The organism is Rhizobium rosettiformans, assembly GCF_016806065.1.
In the GTDB taxonomy this organism is placed as follows: domain Bacteria; phylum Pseudomonadota; class Alphaproteobacteria; order Rhizobiales; family Rhizobiaceae; genus Allorhizobium.
In genome coordinates this window covers 519502-536178 of the sequence record NZ_CP032405.1, presented here as the reverse complement: position 1 = coordinate 536178, position 16677 = coordinate 519502, and the positions used below count along the sequence as shown (strand labels likewise).

Annotated in this window: 13 protein-coding genes; 2 read left to right on the top strand and 11 right to left on the bottom strand. The window is 63.6% G+C overall.

Annotated features, from left to right (window positions below; genetic code table 11):
• Positions 1-15: 15 nt before the first annotated feature.
• The 4 genes from D4A92_RS02660 to D4A92_RS02645 form a co-directional block, all read right to left on the bottom strand.
• A complete protein-coding gene (locus D4A92_RS02660) occupies positions 16-1023 on the bottom strand; it encodes a chlorophyllide a reductase iron protein subunit X (RefSeq protein WP_203017934.1) in 1008 nt (335 codons plus the stop codon).
• Positions 1020-1958: a chlorophyll synthesis pathway protein BchC gene (gene bchC, locus D4A92_RS02655; protein WP_203017933.1), complete on the bottom strand. Its 939-nt coding sequence runs from the start codon at positions 1956-1958 to the stop codon at positions 1020-1022. The genes D4A92_RS02660 and bchC overlap by 4 nt, the downstream gene beginning before the upstream one ends.
• 112 nt (positions 1959-2070) lie before the next feature.
• Entirely contained in the window at positions 2071-3267 is a 1197-nt protein-coding gene (locus D4A92_RS02650) for a methyltransferase (protein WP_203017932.1), read from the bottom strand.
• A 4-nt stretch (positions 3268-3271) separates the two neighbouring features.
• A complete protein-coding gene (locus D4A92_RS02645; protein ID WP_203017930.1) occupies positions 3272-4138 on the bottom strand; it encodes a polyprenyl synthetase family protein in 867 nt (288 codons plus the stop codon).
• A 154-nt stretch (positions 4139-4292) separates the two neighbouring features.
• On the opposite strand from D4A92_RS02645, the gene crtD reads away from it, so the two are divergent.
• Positions 4293-5831 (top strand): 1-hydroxycarotenoid 3,4-desaturase CrtD, encoded by a 1539-nt coding sequence (crtD, locus tag D4A92_RS02640; RefSeq protein ID WP_246754071.1) that lies wholly within the window; start codon positions 4293-4295, stop codon positions 5829-5831.
• Positions 5828-6679: a carotenoid 1,2-hydratase gene (locus D4A92_RS02635; RefSeq protein WP_203017926.1), complete on the top strand. Its 852-nt coding sequence runs from the start codon at positions 5828-5830 to the stop codon at positions 6677-6679. Before crtD ends, D4A92_RS02635 begins: the two co-directional genes overlap by 4 nt.
• On the opposite strand, the gene D4A92_RS02630 is transcribed toward D4A92_RS02635, so the two are convergent.
• The 7 genes from D4A92_RS02630 to D4A92_RS02600 all read right to left on the bottom strand — a co-directional run bounded on the left by D4A92_RS02630 (position 6676) and on the right by D4A92_RS02600 (position 16675).
• Positions 6676-6840, bottom strand: coding sequence for a hypothetical protein (locus tag D4A92_RS02630; RefSeq protein ID WP_203017924.1), 165 nt, complete (start codon positions 6838-6840; stop codon positions 6676-6678). The genes D4A92_RS02635 and D4A92_RS02630 overlap by 4 nt on opposite strands.
• Entirely contained in the window at positions 6833-8002 is a 1170-nt protein-coding gene (locus D4A92_RS02625; protein ID WP_203017923.1) for a phytoene/squalene synthase family protein, read from the bottom strand. The genes D4A92_RS02630 and D4A92_RS02625 overlap by 8 nt, the downstream gene beginning before the upstream one ends.
• Positions 7999-9570: a phytoene desaturase gene (locus D4A92_RS02620; protein WP_203017921.1), complete on the bottom strand. Its 1572-nt coding sequence runs from the start codon at positions 9568-9570 to the stop codon at positions 7999-8001. The genes D4A92_RS02625 and D4A92_RS02620 overlap by 4 nt, the downstream gene beginning before the upstream one ends.
• On the bottom strand, positions 9567-10475 hold the full coding sequence (bchO, locus tag D4A92_RS02615; protein WP_203017920.1) for an alpha/beta fold hydrolase BchO: 909 nt from the start codon (positions 10473-10475) through the stop codon (positions 9567-9569). Before bchO ends, D4A92_RS02620 begins: the two co-directional genes overlap by 4 nt.
• Positions 10472-12307: a VWA domain-containing protein gene (locus tag D4A92_RS02610; RefSeq protein WP_203017918.1), complete on the bottom strand. Its 1836-nt coding sequence runs from the start codon at positions 12305-12307 to the stop codon at positions 10472-10474. Before D4A92_RS02610 ends, bchO begins: the two co-directional genes overlap by 4 nt.
• Positions 12300-13349: a magnesium chelatase ATPase subunit I gene (gene bchI, locus D4A92_RS02605; RefSeq protein ID WP_203017917.1), complete on the bottom strand. Its 1050-nt coding sequence runs from the start codon at positions 13347-13349 to the stop codon at positions 12300-12302. The genes D4A92_RS02610 and bchI overlap by 8 nt, the downstream gene beginning before the upstream one ends.
• A 137-nt stretch (positions 13350-13486) precedes the next feature.
• Complete coding sequence (locus D4A92_RS02600) at positions 13487-16675, bottom strand: efflux RND transporter permease subunit (protein ID WP_203017916.1); 3189 nt, start codon at positions 16673-16675, stop codon at positions 13487-13489.
• Between the last annotated feature and the right edge of the window lie 2 nt (positions 16676-16677).

Genomic DNA, 16677 nt, shown 5'->3' with positions numbered 1-16677 from the left:
TGTTTTCACCCGATCTCACACGTTGTCGTAGACGACTTCCAGCGACGGCCGTTTCAGCGCGCCCGTGGCGCACATGTCTTCCGGCAGGGCTGGCTGGAGCTTGTAGTCGGCGCCTGTTTCGCTGGCGTCGAAGAGGCCGAGCAGGCCATCCTGGTCGAGCGGTTTTGGGAGGATCGGCGGTGCTTCGGCTAGATTGATAGACAACGCTTCGAAAAGCGGTCCCCAATGGCTCTCATGCGTGCCAATGATCTGGTAATTGGCGCTCTTGCGGCGGATGTCGTCGTCTTGCGGGATCGAGGCGAGCACCGGGATGCCGACCGCTTCGGCGAAAGCCTGAGCCTCGCCTGTGCCGTCGTCCTTGTTGATGACGAGGCCGGCGACGCCGACATTGCCGCCGAGATTGCGGAAGTATTTTACCGCAGAGCAGACATTGTTGGCGACATAGAGCGATTGCAGATCGTTCGAGCCGACGACCACGACCTTCTGGCACATGTCACGCGCAATCGGCAGACCGAAGCCACCGCAGACCACGTCGCCGAGGAAGTCGAGCAGGATGAAATCGAAGTCCCAGTCATGGAAGCCGAGCTTTTCCAGCGTTTCGAAGCCGTGAATGATGCCGCGGCCACCACAGCCGCGGCCGACTTCCGGTCCGCCGAGTTCCATGGCGAAGACGCCGTCGCGTTTGAAACAGACATCCGAGATCGAGACTTCCTGGCCGGCTTCCTTACGGCGCGAGGCCGTCTGGATGATGGTCGGGCAGGCGCGTCCACCAAAGAGCAGCGAGGTCGTATCGCTCTTCGGGTCACAGCCGATCAGCAGGACCTTCTTGCCCAGCTGGGCGAGCATGTAGGAGAGGTTGGCGAGCGTGAAGCTCTTGCCGATGCCACCCTTGCCGTAGATCGCGATGATCTGCGTGTCCTTGGTCACCTTGCCGGTCGCCGGGGCATCGGGTTCGATGGCGGCTTCTTCGCGAAGGTTCTCCTGCAGGCGCTCCAGGCCGTCTTGTGCGAGGTCGAGGCTCATGCTGCATTCCTCCAGTCGATGATCATTTTCAGGCAGTCGGGGTCGTTGAATGCGGTCCGATAGGCCGAGGCCGAATTCGATGGGGCGGAATGGTGGGTAATCAGGCCGCCTAAGGAGAGGCGCCCGGAGTCGACAAGGGCGAGCACCGCCTGGACATCCGCCGGCGTAAACTCTGCGGAGATGGCGATGGAGGCTTCCTTCATGAAGGCCGCCGGGAAGGTGAAATCGACCCGTTCTCCATAGAAGCCGGCGAGCACGAGTTCTCCGCGCCGGTTGAGGCGCGCGATGGCCTTGTCGACTACGCAGGGATCGCCGCTTGCATCGACTATGGCGTCGTGACGCTGGTCGCCGGCGGCCTCCGGCGTCTCGACGACATATCCGGTTGCTCCATCGCGGCGGGCAAGGCGTGTCTCCCAGACGGTTGGCGCCGAATGCCCGGTTGCCATGATAATTCGCGCAATCAGGCGGCCGAGGACGCCATGGCCGATTACAAGTGTGGCTGGATTCGCCGACCGACAGACGGCGTGGTGTGCGGTTGCCGCCAGCGCAAGCAGGGCTGCCTCTTCCGCGTGCTCAAATTGGGTCTTGACGGTGCGGGCACCGGGAACCACGAGCCTTGCGGCGCTGGCACCGAACAGTCCAGCAGCATCTTCATAACAATTGGCGCCCGGGACGAAGACCTGATCTCCGACGGAGCGGCCGGAGTCTGGCCCGGCCTCGACCACCGTGCCAACCGTCTCATAGCCTGGGACGAGCGGGTAACGCATGCCCGGAAAGGCGGGCATGGTGCCGTCATAGAGCATCTTCTCTGTGCCACTCGAAACGCCGCTGAAGCGGGATTCGACAACCACGTCCGACGCCTCGGGCGCACGGAGCCCCAATCGCCTGACGGCGAGTATTCCCGGTTTTTCGAAGACGATGGCTGCACTGCGCATTGTCGTGCCCTCCCCGGACACGGGATGCTTTCTGCTCCCAATGTCATCTTAAGATTACGCAACAGAGTGTCAATCTAAATTTACACATGAAGGTGTCCAGAACGGGTGTCATTCACCGTTCTGCGGTCACCAGCGTCGCCAGAAGCGGATTGGTGGTGGTGAGGGCGCGGGCATTGCGAAAGCCTGAGCGCGTCAGCAGGTCGATGATTTCATGAGACGAACGGCAACGGCCTGAGCCCATGGCGGCGAAATAACTGGTGAAATAAAGGGCCGCGAGATTGGCGCCTTCGCTCTCCCCGGCCATGGCCTCCGCGACCACCAGGCGCGTGCCCGGCTTCAGCGATCGCTGAAGGTTTGCCAGAATCAGAAGCACGCGGTCATCATCGTGGTCGCAGAGAATGCGGATCAGGGTCACGCAGTCGCTGTCCGCCGGAATGGTGTCTCTGGCAAAATCTCCGCCGTGGATCTGTGTCCTGTGCAGAACGCCTCTCTCGTGCAGATGTCTGCGCGCCAGTTGGGAGACCACGGGCAGATCGAAGAGGGCGAGGTCAAGAGCGGGATGGTGCGCGCCAAGCGCGGCAAGGAACGCGCCTTCGCCGCCTCCGACATCCAGCACGGACCTGAACCGACCGAAATCGAAGGAGGCAAGGATACAGTCGGCCAACATGGCCTGACTTTCGCGCATCAGCGCCGAATAAGGGGCCGCGTCGTCATTTTGCAGCGCGGCGGGATCAATGCCCCGAACATAGGCCCAGTAACGGCGCAACTCCGTTTCGCCGCCATCGCCGCGCCAGAAGGTTTCGGCATCGGCGAGGTCGCGATAAAGCATGTCATGATGGCGGATCATCTCGCGCAGCCCGCGATCGGTGGACAGCACGGTGCCCGCATCGGTCAGCATCCACAGATCCGGGGCGGGGCTGACGACGAGATCGAGGCGTCTTGCCTGCTCCAGCAGGCGGCGCATGGGCTCCAGCGGTACGCCGCAGCGCGCTGAAAGGGCGGAACTCGGCAGCGCCTTGCCGTTCAGGGCTTCGAAAAGACCAAGGCTGACGCAGGCCGAGAGGATCTGGGTGTGCACGAAGCCGGACGTCAGGCGGAAAAGATGGTTCGCCTTGCGATTGGAGATCCGCCGCAACAGCGGCAGACGCGCGACCAGCGAGCGGAAACGGGGTGAGGCGATCTGGCGGTTTCGCCAGAGCCGCATGCGGATCGTCAGGGACTGCAACAGTCCGGGCTCGCGCCCCGGTCGGTCACCGGTGCCGGTCAAACCGGGTTGTGCCGGCAGGCTGTGTCGGCTGCCGGTATCCATCGCACTACGCGGCGCTGGTGGCTAGCGTCTTCGGCATCAACCGCGTCGCCTCGTTGCGGATCATCGCACGGAAACCGTCTGCGCCGGGGCAATCGGGCACGCTGTCGACAGCCTCAGCGACGAGGCGCTTGAGGCGGACCAACGCGGCTTCGAGGCCGATGCTGGCGACGATGTTGGGCTTGCCGTTGCGGCTGTCCTGTCCTGCCGGCTTGCCGGCATCGGACTGCCCCACGGCATCATAGAGGTCGTCCGCCACCTGATAGGCGGCGCCGAGGGCATCGGCGAGCACCAGCCATTCGCGTGGATTGCCGCCGGAGGCGATGGCGCCCGTCGAGACCGCGCCGCTGAACAGGGAGGCGGTCTTGGCCCGGTGATAGGCGGCGATGTTGATCTCGGGTTCGCTTTCCCAGGCCTGGCCGGCCACGAGGCCATAGGGGCTGCCCACGGCATTGGCGATGGTGGCGATCATTGGCGCCGTCAGCAGTGGCGTCTGTTGCGTCTCTCGCGCTACCGTCTCAAAAGCGGCGATGATCAGGCCGTCGCCAACGAGAAGGGCGATTTCCTCGCCGAACTGGGCATGCACGCTCGGTGCTCCGCGGCGGGTCATCGCGTTATCGAAACACGGCATGTCGTCATGCACGAGCGAGGCGCAATGCAGAAGCTCGATGGCCACGGCGGCGCTGTCGGCGGCAAGAGGTTCGCGGTCGCCGCAGGCTGCAGCGACCGCGAGGCAGAGGCGGGGCCTTATGCGCGCACCACCGGGAAACACCGCATGCCGCAGGGCTTTCGCCAGGATGGGCGGACATCCGTTGGCGGTCGCGTAACGCAAGGCGCGCTGCATGCCGGTTTCGATGCGCTCGGGGAAATCCATAAGGCTCACCTCCGGAAAATGCGCAGTTGTAAATTTCGCGCAACTCAATAATGTGTAAATCAAGATTGACATATTCGATCCGTAAGTCAACTGGCCACAGGAGACCATCGTGCCCGTTTCGACAGACGATGGCGTGCTGGTGATCGGTGCGGGCATGGCGGGGCTGTCGGCTGCTATTCGACTCGCCGCTGCCGGATACCCGGTCGTCGTCTGCGAGGCGCAGGCCGAGGCCGGAGGCAAGATGCGGCGTGTCGAATCGGCAGGCCGTGGCTTCGACGCCGGCCCCACGGTTCTCACGATGAAATGGGTGTTCGATGCCCTGTTTGCGTCTGCGGGCCGCAGGATTGACGATGACCTCAAGCTGGTCCCATCGACCGTGATCGCGCGCCATTACTGGCGGAGTGGTGCCTGTCTCGATCTCCATGCCGACCAGGAGGAAACGATCAGGGCAATCGGAGACTTTGCCGGACGGCGGGAGGCCGAGGGATATCGACGCTTTGCTGCCGACAGCCGGCGGACGTTCGAGGTGTTGAAAGACAGCTTCATCGACGCCTCCAGACCCAATCCGGTTTCGCTCTCCCGCCGCATCGGGCTCGGTCGGCCGGCGGATCTGTTCGCGATCAAGCCGTTCTCGACGCTCTGGTCCGCGCTCGGCGGCTATTTTTCCGATGTGCGCCTGCGCCAGCTTTTCGGCCGTTACGCGACCTATTGCGGCTCTTCGCCCTTTCTGTCTCCGGCAACGCTGATGCTGGTCGCGCATGTCGAGCAGGAGGGTGTGTGGACCGTCGAGGGCGGGATCAGGGCGCTTGCCATTCGTCTCGAAGCGCTTGCCGCCGATCTCGGTGTCGAGTTCCGTTATGGCGATGCTGTCAGCGAGATCCTCATCGATCCCTCGCGACGGGCCGTGTCCGGGGTCGTCACCCGCAGCGGCCGAAAAGTCGAGGCCCGGCAGATCGTCTACAACGGCGATGTCGCCGCGCTGCCCCGGCTGATCGGCGCCCCGCTTCCGGACCCAGCTCGCAGCAGGGCACAACGGTCTCTGTCGGCCCTGGTGTCCTGCAGCGTCGCCGAGCCCAAAGGTGTCGAGATTGCCCATCATACGGTGTTCTTTTCCGACGACTATGAGCGCGAGTTCGAGGCGGTCTTCAGGCGGCGTGAAGCACCTTCCGACCCGACCGTCTATCTCTGTGCTCAGGACCGCGATGCGACCGGTTGCCTTCAGGCCGGCTCTGTCGGGCCCGAACGCATCTACGCCCTGATGAACCTTCCGGCGGATGGCGATCGGCACCGGTTCGATGAAAGCGAGGTCAATGCATGTCTCAAGAGCATGGAACGGCGACTGGAGCTGAACGGCCTGACGCTCTCGAACCAGCAGGGCTCGGCGAGTATCACCACGCCGGATCGCTTTGCGAGCCTCTATCCGGGAACGGGAGGAGCCCTTTACGGGATGGCCTCGCACGGGTGGATGGCATCCTTCGCTCGGCCGGGATCGGAGGGGCCGGTGCCGGGGCTCTATCTGGCGGGGGGCAGCGTACATCCGGGCCCGGGCCTGCCGATGGCGGCGCTCTCCGGCAAGCTCGCGGCCGAACGGTTGATGGCGGACCGGCCTTTGACCAGGCGGTCGCGCCCGGCGGGTATCACTGGTGGTATGCCGACGGAACAAGCGACTGCGGGCGCTTCGCCTTCACCGTGATCGCCTTTATCGGCTCCGTGTTTTCGCCCTACTATCACTGGTCCGGCCGGCATGATCCGGAAGACCATATCGCCTTCAATGTCGCGCTCTACGGGCCGCAGGGACACGCCTGGGCGATGACCGAGCGTGGCAAGGCCCGGCTCAGTCGCGACCGGCATTCCCTGGCGATCGGCAAAAGTTCGTTCCGCTACGATGGGTCAGGTTTCGTGATCAGCTTCGACGAGATCTTCCTGCCCTGGCCCGGCCAGCGTTTGCTGCCAAAACGCATGCGGGGCGACATCCGTCTTGCCCCGGATTTTCTCGGTGCGCGGGCCTATGGTCTCGATCGCGCCGGGTTTCACATCTGGCAGCCGGTCGCTCCCAATGGGCGGGTCACCGTCGCCTGCGAGGCGCTGGCCGATGGTGGATGGATAGGGACAGGCTATCACGACATGAACCATGGCGCCCGGCCGCTCGAGACGGATTTTTCCGGCTGGGATTGGGCGAGGGGCACTACGGATGATGGCCGTACGGTGATCCTTTACGATTCCGTGCTGGCCGACGGGACAAACAGCCGTTTCGGGCTCGTATGTGGGCGTGACGGTGCGGTGGCGGAGTTCGATCCTCCGTCGAGGAAACCGCTGAAGCGCGGGTTCTGGGGCGTCGGCGGCGGGATCGCCTGCGACGGCGGCGCAAGTCCCGTCTTGAAGAACGCTCTGGAAGATACGCCGTTCTATAGGCGCTCGCTGGTCGAAACGGTGATTGCCGGGGATCCGGTCGAAATGATGCACGAGACGCTCGATTGTCGCCGACTGGCAAATCCTGTTGTCAGGATGATGCTTCCGTTTCGTATGCCGCGGCGCGCCTAGTCGGTTTTCGGCTCGTCTGTAAGAGGCTGGCTCGCCTGCCGCTTGCGGGCTTCCGCCTCGCGCTTCGCTTTTTTCAGATCGCGCATCTGCCAGACATAGAAGGCGATCGCCAGACTGAAGACGAAGATGGCTTCAATGATGCCGAAATAATGCTCAAGCAAGGCTCGCCGCCTTTTCTCGCGCCGCCTCTCGGCGTCTCAGCGTCTCAAGTCGAGCGTCGGTATGCAGCCTGAGCAGGATGTCGGTGACCCGTCCGACGGCCGTTTCCGCATCGGAGGTAGGCTTAACAGCACGTTGCATTGGTGCACTCTCGCGTAAGAGTCCACTTAGTGTCACCAGCGATCGCGCGACAGGTTCTGTTCCGGCATGGAGATCGCGCACGGCCGTCGCCGTCCAGCGGCGATCGTCGGAGCGTGCCTTGATCAGGAGGCCAAGCTTGGTGCTGAGCCCCGTCGTCGCACGATGGTTGACGCTGTCATAGCCATTGGCTGCGATACTCTCGCCGATCGCCTCATAGACCAGGGCGGCCGTGCGGATCGCATGACGACAGGGTTTCGGCAGGCTGCGAATGCCGGCATGGCCGAGCCGGTAGTGGCGGGCAGCCTCGTCGAGCAGCCGCCTTACCACCAGACCGAGCGCGGGGGTAAAATGCGGAGTCTCGAGGAAGGCCGCGACGTCGATACCCTGTTCTTCCAGCCAGTCGAGCGGCAGATAGAGTCTTCCGTTTCGCGCGTCTTCTCCGACATCTCGGGCGATGTTGGTCAATTGCATCGCGATCCCGAGATCGGCCGCGCGGGCAAGTGCTGCCCTGTCGCTGACGCCCATCACCGATGCCATCATCAGCCCGACGCTTGCAGCCACGCAGGTCGCATAGGCCTTTACGTCGTCGATGGTCGCGTGGCGCCGCCCGTCGAGATCCATGGCGAAGCCGTCGAGCAGGGCTTCGACGACCGGCTTGGCGATCGCATGGTCATGCACCACCCGTGCGAAGGCACGGTCGCAGGCAAAGGGTGCCGGGTCGCCGGCATAGATCAGATCCAGCCGCACGCGGAGGCGCTGAAGGGCTGGCATGCCGCTGCGTGGATCGTCGATCAGGTCATCGGAATGCCGGCAGAAGGCATAAAGCGCGCGGGCGGCCTCGCGGGTCGGTCCAGGCAGAAGCAGAGAGGCGAGGTGAAAGGATTTCGAGCCACGACGGATGGCCGCCGAACAGGCCCTTTGATCCTCGAAGTCGCCCGAGAAACCATAATTCAAGAGGATGGGGCGACGGGCGAGCGGACGGGCGAGCAAACTGTCCAGGGCGGCGCTGTCGGGAGGGGTCATGGGCGCTTCTCCCGTGTCTGGCGATGCCAGGTTTCGGCCAAGATGCTGGCTGGATCCGGTACGAGATCGGCAACGATGCGCGCCGACGACACGACGCCCGGGAGGCCTGCACCGGGATGTGTGCCAGCACCGCAGAGGAAGAGATTGTCGAGTTCCTCGCTTCTGTTATGCGGTCGGAACCAGGCGCTCTGAAAGAGCTTGGGTTCAAGCGCGAAGGCGGCCCCCTGCCAGGAGAGAAGCCTGTCGCGGAAGTCGAGCGGGGTCGCAATTCGCGAGGAGACGATGCTCTCTGAAAGACCGGGCAGCATGGTTTCCTCGAGCCGTTTTTCGATCTTGCGGCGGTAGATTTCGGCTGCCTCGTTCCAGTCGGTCCCGCTTTCGAGGTTCGGCACCGGGCTCAAGACGTAGAAGGCATCGCCGCCGGGCGGAGCCAGAGAGGGATCGCTCGCCGTCGGTCGGTGCAGATAGAGGCTGAAATCGTCCGCGAGGCGGTGATTCCGGAAGATGTCGTCGAGAAGTCCGCGATAGCGCGGCCCGAAAAGCATCGTGTGATGCAGGACATCGTCATAGCGGCGGTTCGTCCCGAAGTACCAGACGAAGAGGCTCATCGAATAGTCGCCACGTTTGAGCTTGGCATCGGTCCAGCGTTTCCGGGGATGCTGCTTCAGAAGCTTGCCATAGGTGGTGGCGGGATCGGCATTCGAGATGACAATGTCGGCAGCGATCCGCTCGCCGGATGCCAGGCGTACGGCCGTTGCCCGACGCCCCTCCGTCTCGATTTCGGTTATGGTTTCATTCAGCCGTATCTGTCCACCATTGCGGGTGACGAGCGAGGCGATGCCGCGCACCAGCGCGTTCGTGCCGCCGATCGCATGATGCACGCCATATTTGCCCTCGAGATGGGCGATCAGGCAGTAGAACGAGGTGGCCGAGAAGGGGTTTCCGCCGATCAGCAGCGGATGGAAGGAGAAGAGGGTGCGCAGCTTGTCGCTCTTGAAATGCTTCGAGACAACCGAATAGACGGAGCGATAGCCGCCCAGGCGCACGAGGCCGGCAAGCGTCTTTGCCGTGAACAGCAGGCTGTGGAAGGGTTTGTGCGCCAGTTGCTCGAAGGCGACTTCATAGATCCGCCGGCTCTCGTCGAGAAAGCTGCGATAGCCCGCGACATCCCTCGGTTCGATCTTCGCGATCTGCGTTTCCATCGCCGCGCGGTCGCCGGAATAGTCGAAGACTGTACCGTCATCGAAGCGCACGCGGTAAAAAGGGGTGTTTGGCCGGAGTTCGACATCGTCACTCAGGCGTCCACCGCAGTCATGCCAGAGCTTTTCGAAAAGCCAGGGGGCTGTGATGATGGTCGGCCCGGCGTCGAAGGTGAAACCATCCTGGCGATGGGCGTAGGCACGCCCGCCGGGTTCGTCCAGCGGATCTATGATCGTGACGCGATAGCCCTTGGCGCCGAGCAGGGCGCCCGTCGCAAGACCTCCGACACCAGCACCGATCACGACGGCATGCGGTCTGTTGTCGACAGGTTTGGGTTTGTGTCTGGGAAAACGGCTGGCGACATTCATGCTGCATCCGCTCCATTTGGTCGCTGGTTTCCGATGGCTTCGTCCAGCCACTGGACTACGTCGGCGGGCCGGCATTCATGCAGAAGGTGTCCGCCCTTGTCCGTCAGCACGAGCCGGCTCCCCGGAGCTTGGCGCGCTGCGTGTTGAGAGTTTTCGATCGGCACCATGGGGTCGTCCTTGGCGGCGATCAGCGTCATGGGGAAGGGCAGGCGCTGCAAGGTGGCGTCGAAACGGGACAGGTCCCAGGCGGCCATCATGCCGAGCGCGCCGCGAACATGGGCGGGGGAGGCAAGCAGCACGCGGTAGATCGCGCGCCCTTCCTCATCGATCGGTGAGCCGGTGGCGGTCAGCAGATTGCCGCCTAGCGGGGTCACCCGTGACATCAGGGAAAACATCGAAGCGGAAAATGGGTTGGCGAAGAGCGCCTTGGCCAACGGCGAAAACAGTGCGTTGCCACGGATCGGCAGGTAGGCGCCGTTGATACCGATGACATGGCGCGGCACGGCAGCGGCCTTGCTGGCCGCCAGCGTGACGGCGATGGCAGCACCGGCCGAATGTCCGATGATGACAGCGGGGCAGCGATCCAGCTCCGAGAGCAATTCCGTCAATGCCCGCACCATGCCGGAGAGCGAGAGGTCTGTTGTTCCGCGCGGACGGGTGAAGCCGTGGCCGGGAAGGTCGGGCGCCACGACGCGGAAGCGCGTGCTAAGCAGCGGCACGAGATGGCGCCAGGAATGGGAGGACGCGCCTGTGCCGTGCAGTAAGAGGATCATCGGTGCAGTGTCAGGCCCCGCGATCTGAACATGCCAGTCACAGGCATTGGTCTTCACGAACTGGCTTGCGCTGCGGTTCGGCCAGTTGCGGCCGTCCGTTTCCCAGTTCAGTCGATCGCGCCCGAGTGTCATGCGCGCGCCTCCTGCATCGAGCGGTCCACGAGTTGTGAGACATGACCGGCATCGGCTTTTCGCAAGATGTGCAAGTCGGCGCCGAGCATGTTCGCAAGAGTGGTCACGCTTTCGCGGGGGCGGCGTGCAATGTCGATGCAGATCGTCTTCAAGTCCCTGGATTTGCAGTTTCGGGCAAGACGCGAGAGTTCTTCGGCGGCCAAGGCCCGATCAGGGGTGCCATCGAGGGCGATGTTGCCGCTGCCATCGGTCAGCAGGACCAGCACAGGGCTGCTGCCGCGTCGCTCGACAGAGAGCGCCAGCTCAAGGCCGGCTTTCAGCCCCGCAGCAAGCGGCGTTGGCCCGCCGCCGGGGAGGGCGGCAAGTTGGCGCTTCGCGGCGGTGAGCGAGCGGGTCGGTGGCAGAAGCAGCTCAGCGCTTGTGCCCCTGAAGGCGATCAAGGCTACTTCGTCGCGGCGGACGTAACAGCGCGTCAGGAGTTGTTCAATCGCGCCCTTGGTTTCGCCGAGGCGTTCCAGCGCGGTGGAACCCGAGGCGTCGACGACAAAGATTGCCGTGGACGGGGCTGCATGGCGCAGACGCAGATACCGGAAGTCATCGCGGCTGACATAGGCGCGCGGCGCCGTGGCTCCGGACGATGGACGAGGGTTCGCCACACCCAGAGCCTGCCGCTGGGCGGCCCGGATGCGTTGAAAGGGCGCTGCTGCGCGCAGGGTCGCGATGATGTCGGGCCTAGCCTCCGGATGGGGCGGCGCGAGCCCGATGCCGAAAGGCCGTCCCCGCCGGGTGTTCTTATGCAGGTCACCCGATTTACCCGCCCCGCCCCCGTTGCGGCTGGGGCGCTGGGCGATAGTGAGCCAAGGATCTGCCGAGAGCGCACCTGCCTTGATGGCCGCCAGCATTTCCTTCAGCGCGTCGAGCTGTGTTGGCTTATCGGCATTGTTGTCTTGATCCTGATCGGCCGGGTCCGTCGAAGCCGAAGGATTAACCGGTTCTTCGTCCTGGCGGGGAGGAACATCTGTCGATGGATCGTCCGGCTGCTCGGCCGGCGCTTCAGCCTGAGGCGTCAGTCGCAGACCAAGGCAAAGGCGAAGGGCCGTCAGGGCGTCGCGCTCCTCAACTGCCGTACGGTCCTCGCGACACGCCAGAAGTCGTGCCGTGCGTGCGAGATGGGCCAATATGCGGGTCGAGCCATGGCCTGATATTGCCGAGATCGTGGAGAGGCCCTTCAGCAGCCGATCATTGATCGTCACATCCTGCCAGTTGGTGGCCGGGGCCTGCAATCGTGCTGGTTCTGTCTCCGTGCCGTTCACATGATGCCAGCCGATGCCGTCGAGATCGATGCGCAGCGCAAGGCGATCGGCAATTCCTGTGGAAAGCGGGGCTTCATCATCAAGGGATTCGTCGAGGGCGACCAGCAGAAAGCTGCTCTCTGCAGGTTGATCCATCGCGCGGGCGACCATGGCGGCGAGCGACGGGTCGAGGCGTTCTGCCATGGGAACCATCAGTCCGCCACCTTCGGCCCTGGTCAGAAGACCCTGTTGTCGGACGAGGCTTCCTGTCGCAGCGGTTGCCGCGAGATCCACGCCGCCTGAGAGATTGGCCGCAGATGTGCCGGGTGGCAGGCGGACAAAGCCGATCCCGAGGCGTTCCTGGAGTCGTGACATGAAAAAATCGCGCACACCGCCCGATCGGCCCTTCAGCCAGACGCCGCCGAGGCTCGCGCCTCCCAGGCCAAGTAGCTCGATCGCCAGCCGCGCATCCGCCCACAGTTCGGCCCCCCTGTCGTCAAGGGCCTTCTCATAGGCGTCGTGGGGGCCAAGTTCAGCCATGGGCGTGACGGTCTTTGCCTGTGTCGTCGATCGACGCCAGGGCGCGCTCGATGCGTGGTGCAGAACCGGCATCGTCAAGCGGGTCGCGGCGCAGGCGATGACAAAGCACCATGGGCGCGATGTCGGCGACATCATCCCAGGTGACCTGCAGACGCGCGGAGAGCGCTGCGGCAGCTCGACTGGCGCGCATCAGGGTCAGCTCGCCGCGCATGCCGTCGATCCCGAGACGCAAACAGAGCTGCGACATGCGCCTCACCACATGGTCGGGGATCTCCACCTGACGGAGAATTTTTCGCGCGGCGATCACCCGGCGACCGACGGCTGCGTCTCGCTTGGCCCAGAGCTTGATGAAACCGCGCGGGTCTGTCTCGTAGGTATCGCGGCGACGGATCACCTCGATGCGCTGGTCGAGATCGTCGATGGTGCGCACGTCGACGGAAAGACCGAAGCGATCGAGCAATTGCGGTCTGAGATCGCCTTCTTCCGGATTGCCGCTGCCAACGAGGACAAAACGGGCAGCGTGGCGGATGCTCAGGCCCTCGCGCTCGACGACATTGACGCCGGAGGCTGCTGCGTCGAGCAGCAGATCAACAAGGTGATCTTCCAGCAGATTGATCTCATCAATGTAGAGGAAGCCGCGATTGGCGGCGGCCAGGAGCCCGGGCTCGAAGTGCTTCTCCCCGGCGACCAGGGCCTTTTCGATGTCGAGCGAGCCGCAGACACGATCTTCGGTCGCGCCTAGTGGCAGATCGATCATCGGTGCGCGATGCTTGACGATAGCAGGTGGCTTAAGTCCGCTTGAGGCATTGCAGACGGTGCAGGCGGATTGCGGCTCTGCCGGAAGGCAGTTGTAACGGCAACCGTCGCGCGTTTCGATCGGTGGCAGTAGCTCCGTCAGGGCGCGGACTGCCGTGGATTTTCCCGTGCCGCGATCGCCGAAGATCAGCACGCCGCCGAGCAAAGGTTCGACGGCCGCCATCAGGAGGGCCTTCTTCATGTCCTCTTGGGCGACGATGGCGGCGAATGGGAATGGTTGGGCCATGGGTCCCGCCTCAGCTTGAGTGTAAAATTTAGTTTACACTTTTTAATGTCGCTTTGAAGGGGGTGTGCTGAGAATCTTCTGTCCAAATAAAAATGGCCGCGCTTGCGGCGCGGCCATTAATCCTCAGGTCAGTTCTTTCAGGTGCGTAGCACCCGATAGATTGCGGGGATCACCAGGACCGTCAGCAGGGTCGACGAGATAAGGCCGAAGAGCAGCGAGATCGCCAGCCCCTGGAAGATCGGGTCGGTCAGGATAACGGCCGCACCGATGATCGCGGCAAGCGCGGTCAGGAGGATCGGCTTGAAACGGATCGACCCGGCTTCGATCAGAACATCGGTTAGCGTTTTCCCGGTGTGATCGGCGTGGCGGATGAAATCCACCAGCAGGATCGAGTTGCGGACGATGATGCCTGCAAGGGCGATGAAGCCGATCATCGAGGTGGCAGAGAAGGGCGCGCCGAAGAGCCAGTGGCCGCCGAGAATGCCGATGAAGGTCAATGGCACGGGTGTGAGGATCACCAGCGGAACCTTGAACGAACCGAACTGGGCGACGACGAGGATGTAGATGCCGAGGAGCGCAATCATGAAGGCTGCCCCCATGTCGCGGAAGGTCACCCAGGTGACTTCCCATTCGCCATCCCAGAGAAGCGTTGCCTGATCCTCGTTGGTCGGCTGGCCGTTGAGGGAGATCACCGGCTTGGGAAGTCCCGTCCAGTCCTGCGCGTCAATCGCTTCCTGCACAGCGAGCATGCCGTAAAGGGGCGCTTCGAAGTCGCCGGCGAGTTCGGCCGTCACCATTTCTGCATTGATGCCGTTGTGCCGGAAGATCGGCAGCGTGGTCTTTTCGTCGATGACGCGCACGACGTCGCCGAGTTCGACGACACCCTTGTCACCGGGCAGGACATTGGCCGGCATCGGCGTCGAAAGGAAACGCTCGTCGATCACCTTCTCACTCTTTGCGCGTTCCAGCCGGATCGGGATCGGCGGACGGCCTTCGCCGCGATGCGAGTAGCCGATGGTCTTGCCGTTCGCGAGGATCGCGATTGTGTCGAAGACGTCGCCTTCCTCGACACGGTAGAATTCCGCGTCGTCGGTCGAGATGACCAGCCGCTTGCGCGGTGCTTCCACGCCATAGGAGTTGTCGACGTCGACGATGAAGGGCACCGAGCGGAAGGCTGCCTCGACCTTTTCGGCCACGGCGCGGCGGATCTCAGGCGTTGGGCCATAGATCTCGGCGAGCAGGGTTGCCATGACCGGCGGTCCCGGCGGTGGCTCGACGACCTTAAGGCTGGTGCCCTCGGGCATGGCGATGCCTGCAATCTTCTGGCGGATATCGAGGGCAATATCGTGGCTCGTGCGATCGCGATCGGCCTTGGGCGTCAGGTTGATCGCGACGTCTCCCTGATAGGAAGCGGCGCGCATATAGGCGTGACGGACAAGACCGTTGAAGTTGAAGGGTGCCGCTGTTCCAGCATGCGTCTGGACGGAGACCACTTCCGGCATGTCGAGCACGGTGCGCCCCACGGCCTGGGCCACGGCGTCGGTCGCCTCGACGGAGGAGCCTTCCGGCAGATCAATGGTGACCTGCAGCTCCGACTTGTTGTCGAAGGGCAGCAGCTTCACCGTGACATGCTTGGTGTAGAAGAGGCTCAGCGATCCGAGCGTCAGTACGCCGACGAGGATCAGGAAGACCCAGCTGCGGGTCTTTGTTGCAAGGATGGGGCGGGCAGTTGCCGCGTACATCCGGCCCAGTATGCCGCCGGTCTCGTGATCGGCATGGGCGTGCACGGGCGCATTCCCGGCGACCTTCAGCATCAGCCAGGGGGTGACCATAACGGCGACGAAGAAGGAGAAGATCATCGCGGCCGAGGCATTGGCCGGGATCGGGCTCATATAGGGGCCCATCATGCCGGAGACGAAGAGCATCGGCAGGAGGGCGGCGACGACGGTCAGTGTTGCGACGATCGTCGGATTGCCGACCTCGGCGACCGCCTCGATGGCGCTGCGACGGCGCGAGCGCTTGTCGCCCATGCCCCAGTGGCGGGCGATATTCTCGATGACGACGATGGCATCGTCGACGAGAATGCCGATGGAGAAGATGAGCGCGAAGAGCGAGACCCGATTTAGCGTGTAGCCCATCAGCCAGGAAGCGAAGAGGGTGAGCAGGATCGTCACGGGAATGACGATGGCCACGACCAGCGCTTCGCGCCTGCCGATCGCCAGCCAGACCAGCGCGATGATCGAAACGGTCGCGAGGCCGAGGTGATAGAGGAGCTCGTTCGCCTTTTCATTCGCGGTTTCGCCGTAGTCGCGGGTGACCTCGACACGGATGTCCTCTGGGATCAGCTTGCCTTCCAGGGCTTCGACGCGCTCGAGGATCGCCTCGGCGACCACGACCGCGTTGGAGCCGGCGCGCTTGGCGATGGCAAGCGTGACCGAGGGCACGCGTTCGACGGTGTCGCCGTCCTTGCGCAGGGTGGAAACGAGGGCTTCGCTGGTGTCTGTGGCAAAGTCGATGGTCGCGACATCGCGGACATAGACCGGCCGGCCATCGCGGGCCGTCAGCAGGAGATTGCCGATCTCGGCCGGGGAAGCGAGGGTTTCGCCGGCGATCACATCGATCTGGCGACCGCCTTCGCGCACCTGAGAGGCCGGCATGGCGGTATTGGCGCCGCCGACCTTGCCGGCAAGCTGTTGCAGGGTGATGCCGTAAAGGGCGAGCTTTTCCGGCTGTGGCGAGATGCGGATGATCTCGTTGGTTTCGCCGACGACATAGGTGAGGCCAACATTATCGACCTTTGCGACCTCGTTGCGGACTTCGCGGACGATCCGGGTCAGGTCATTGGCGCCGACATGGCCGCTCGCGTCTTTCGTCGGGGAGAAAGTGAGGGTGACGATCGCAACGTCATCGATGCCACGGCCGACCACCTTGGGCTCGGCGATGCCGACGGGGATGCGGTCGATGTTGGCGCGCACCTTGTCGTGGACGCGCAGCACCGCGGCATCCGCGGAGGTGCCGACCAGGAAGCGGGCGGTGACCATGACCATGTTGTCCATGGACTGGGAGTAGATGTGCTCGACGCCGTTGATGCTCTTGACGATGGTCTCGAGCGGCTCGGTGATCAGCTTCTGCGCATCGTCGGCGCGCAGGCCCGGGGCCTGGACGATGATATCGACCATGGGCACGGAGATCTGTGGCTCTTCCTCACGCGGGAGCGAGAGCAGGGCCACAAGACCGAATGCGAAGGCGGCAATCAGGAAGAGCGGTGTGAGCGGCGACTTGATGAAAGCGCGTGTCAAATGGCCGGCAATGCCCAGATTGGTCATGG

Excerpts from the sequence above, each read along its gene's own strand:
- D4A92_RS02660 (WP_203017934.1), bottom strand. The coding sequence starts at position 1,023 with ATGAGCCTCGACCTCGCACAAGACGGCCTGGAGCGCCTGCAGGAGAAC.
- D4A92_RS02610 (WP_203017918.1), bottom strand. The coding sequence starts at position 12,307 with ATGGCTGAACTTGGCCCCCACGACGCCTATGAGAAGGCCCTTGACGAC.
- D4A92_RS02625 (WP_203017923.1), bottom strand. The coding sequence starts at position 8,002 with ATGACCCCTCCCGACAGCGCCGCCCTGGACAGTTTGCTCGCCCGTCCG.
- D4A92_RS02645 (WP_203017930.1), bottom strand. The coding sequence starts at position 4,138 with ATGGATTTCCCCGAGCGCATCGAAACCGGCATGCAGCGCGCCTTGCGT.
- crtD (WP_246754071.1), top strand. The coding sequence starts at position 4,293 with ATGGCGGGGCTGTCGGCTGCTATTCGACTCGCCGCTGCCGGATACCCG.
- bchC (WP_203017933.1), bottom strand. The coding sequence starts at position 1,958 with ATGCGCAGTGCAGCCATCGTCTTCGAAAAACCGGGAATACTCGCCGTC.
- bchO (WP_203017920.1), bottom strand. The coding sequence starts at position 10,475 with ATGACACTCGGGCGCGATCGACTGAACTGGGAAACGGACGGCCGCAAC.
- bchI (WP_203017917.1), bottom strand. The coding sequence starts at position 13,349 with ATGGCCCAACCATTCCCATTCGCCGCCATCGTCGCCCAAGAGGACATG.
- D4A92_RS02650 (WP_203017932.1), bottom strand. The coding sequence starts at position 3,267 with ATGGATACCGGCAGCCGACACAGCCTGCCGGCACAACCCGGTTTGACC.
- D4A92_RS02600 (WP_203017916.1), bottom strand. The coding sequence starts at position 16,675 with ATGACCAATCTGGGCATTGCCGGCCATTTGACACGCGCTTTCATCAAG.
- D4A92_RS02620 (WP_203017921.1), bottom strand. The coding sequence starts at position 9,570 with ATGAATGTCGCCAGCCGTTTTCCCAGACACAAACCCAAACCTGTCGAC.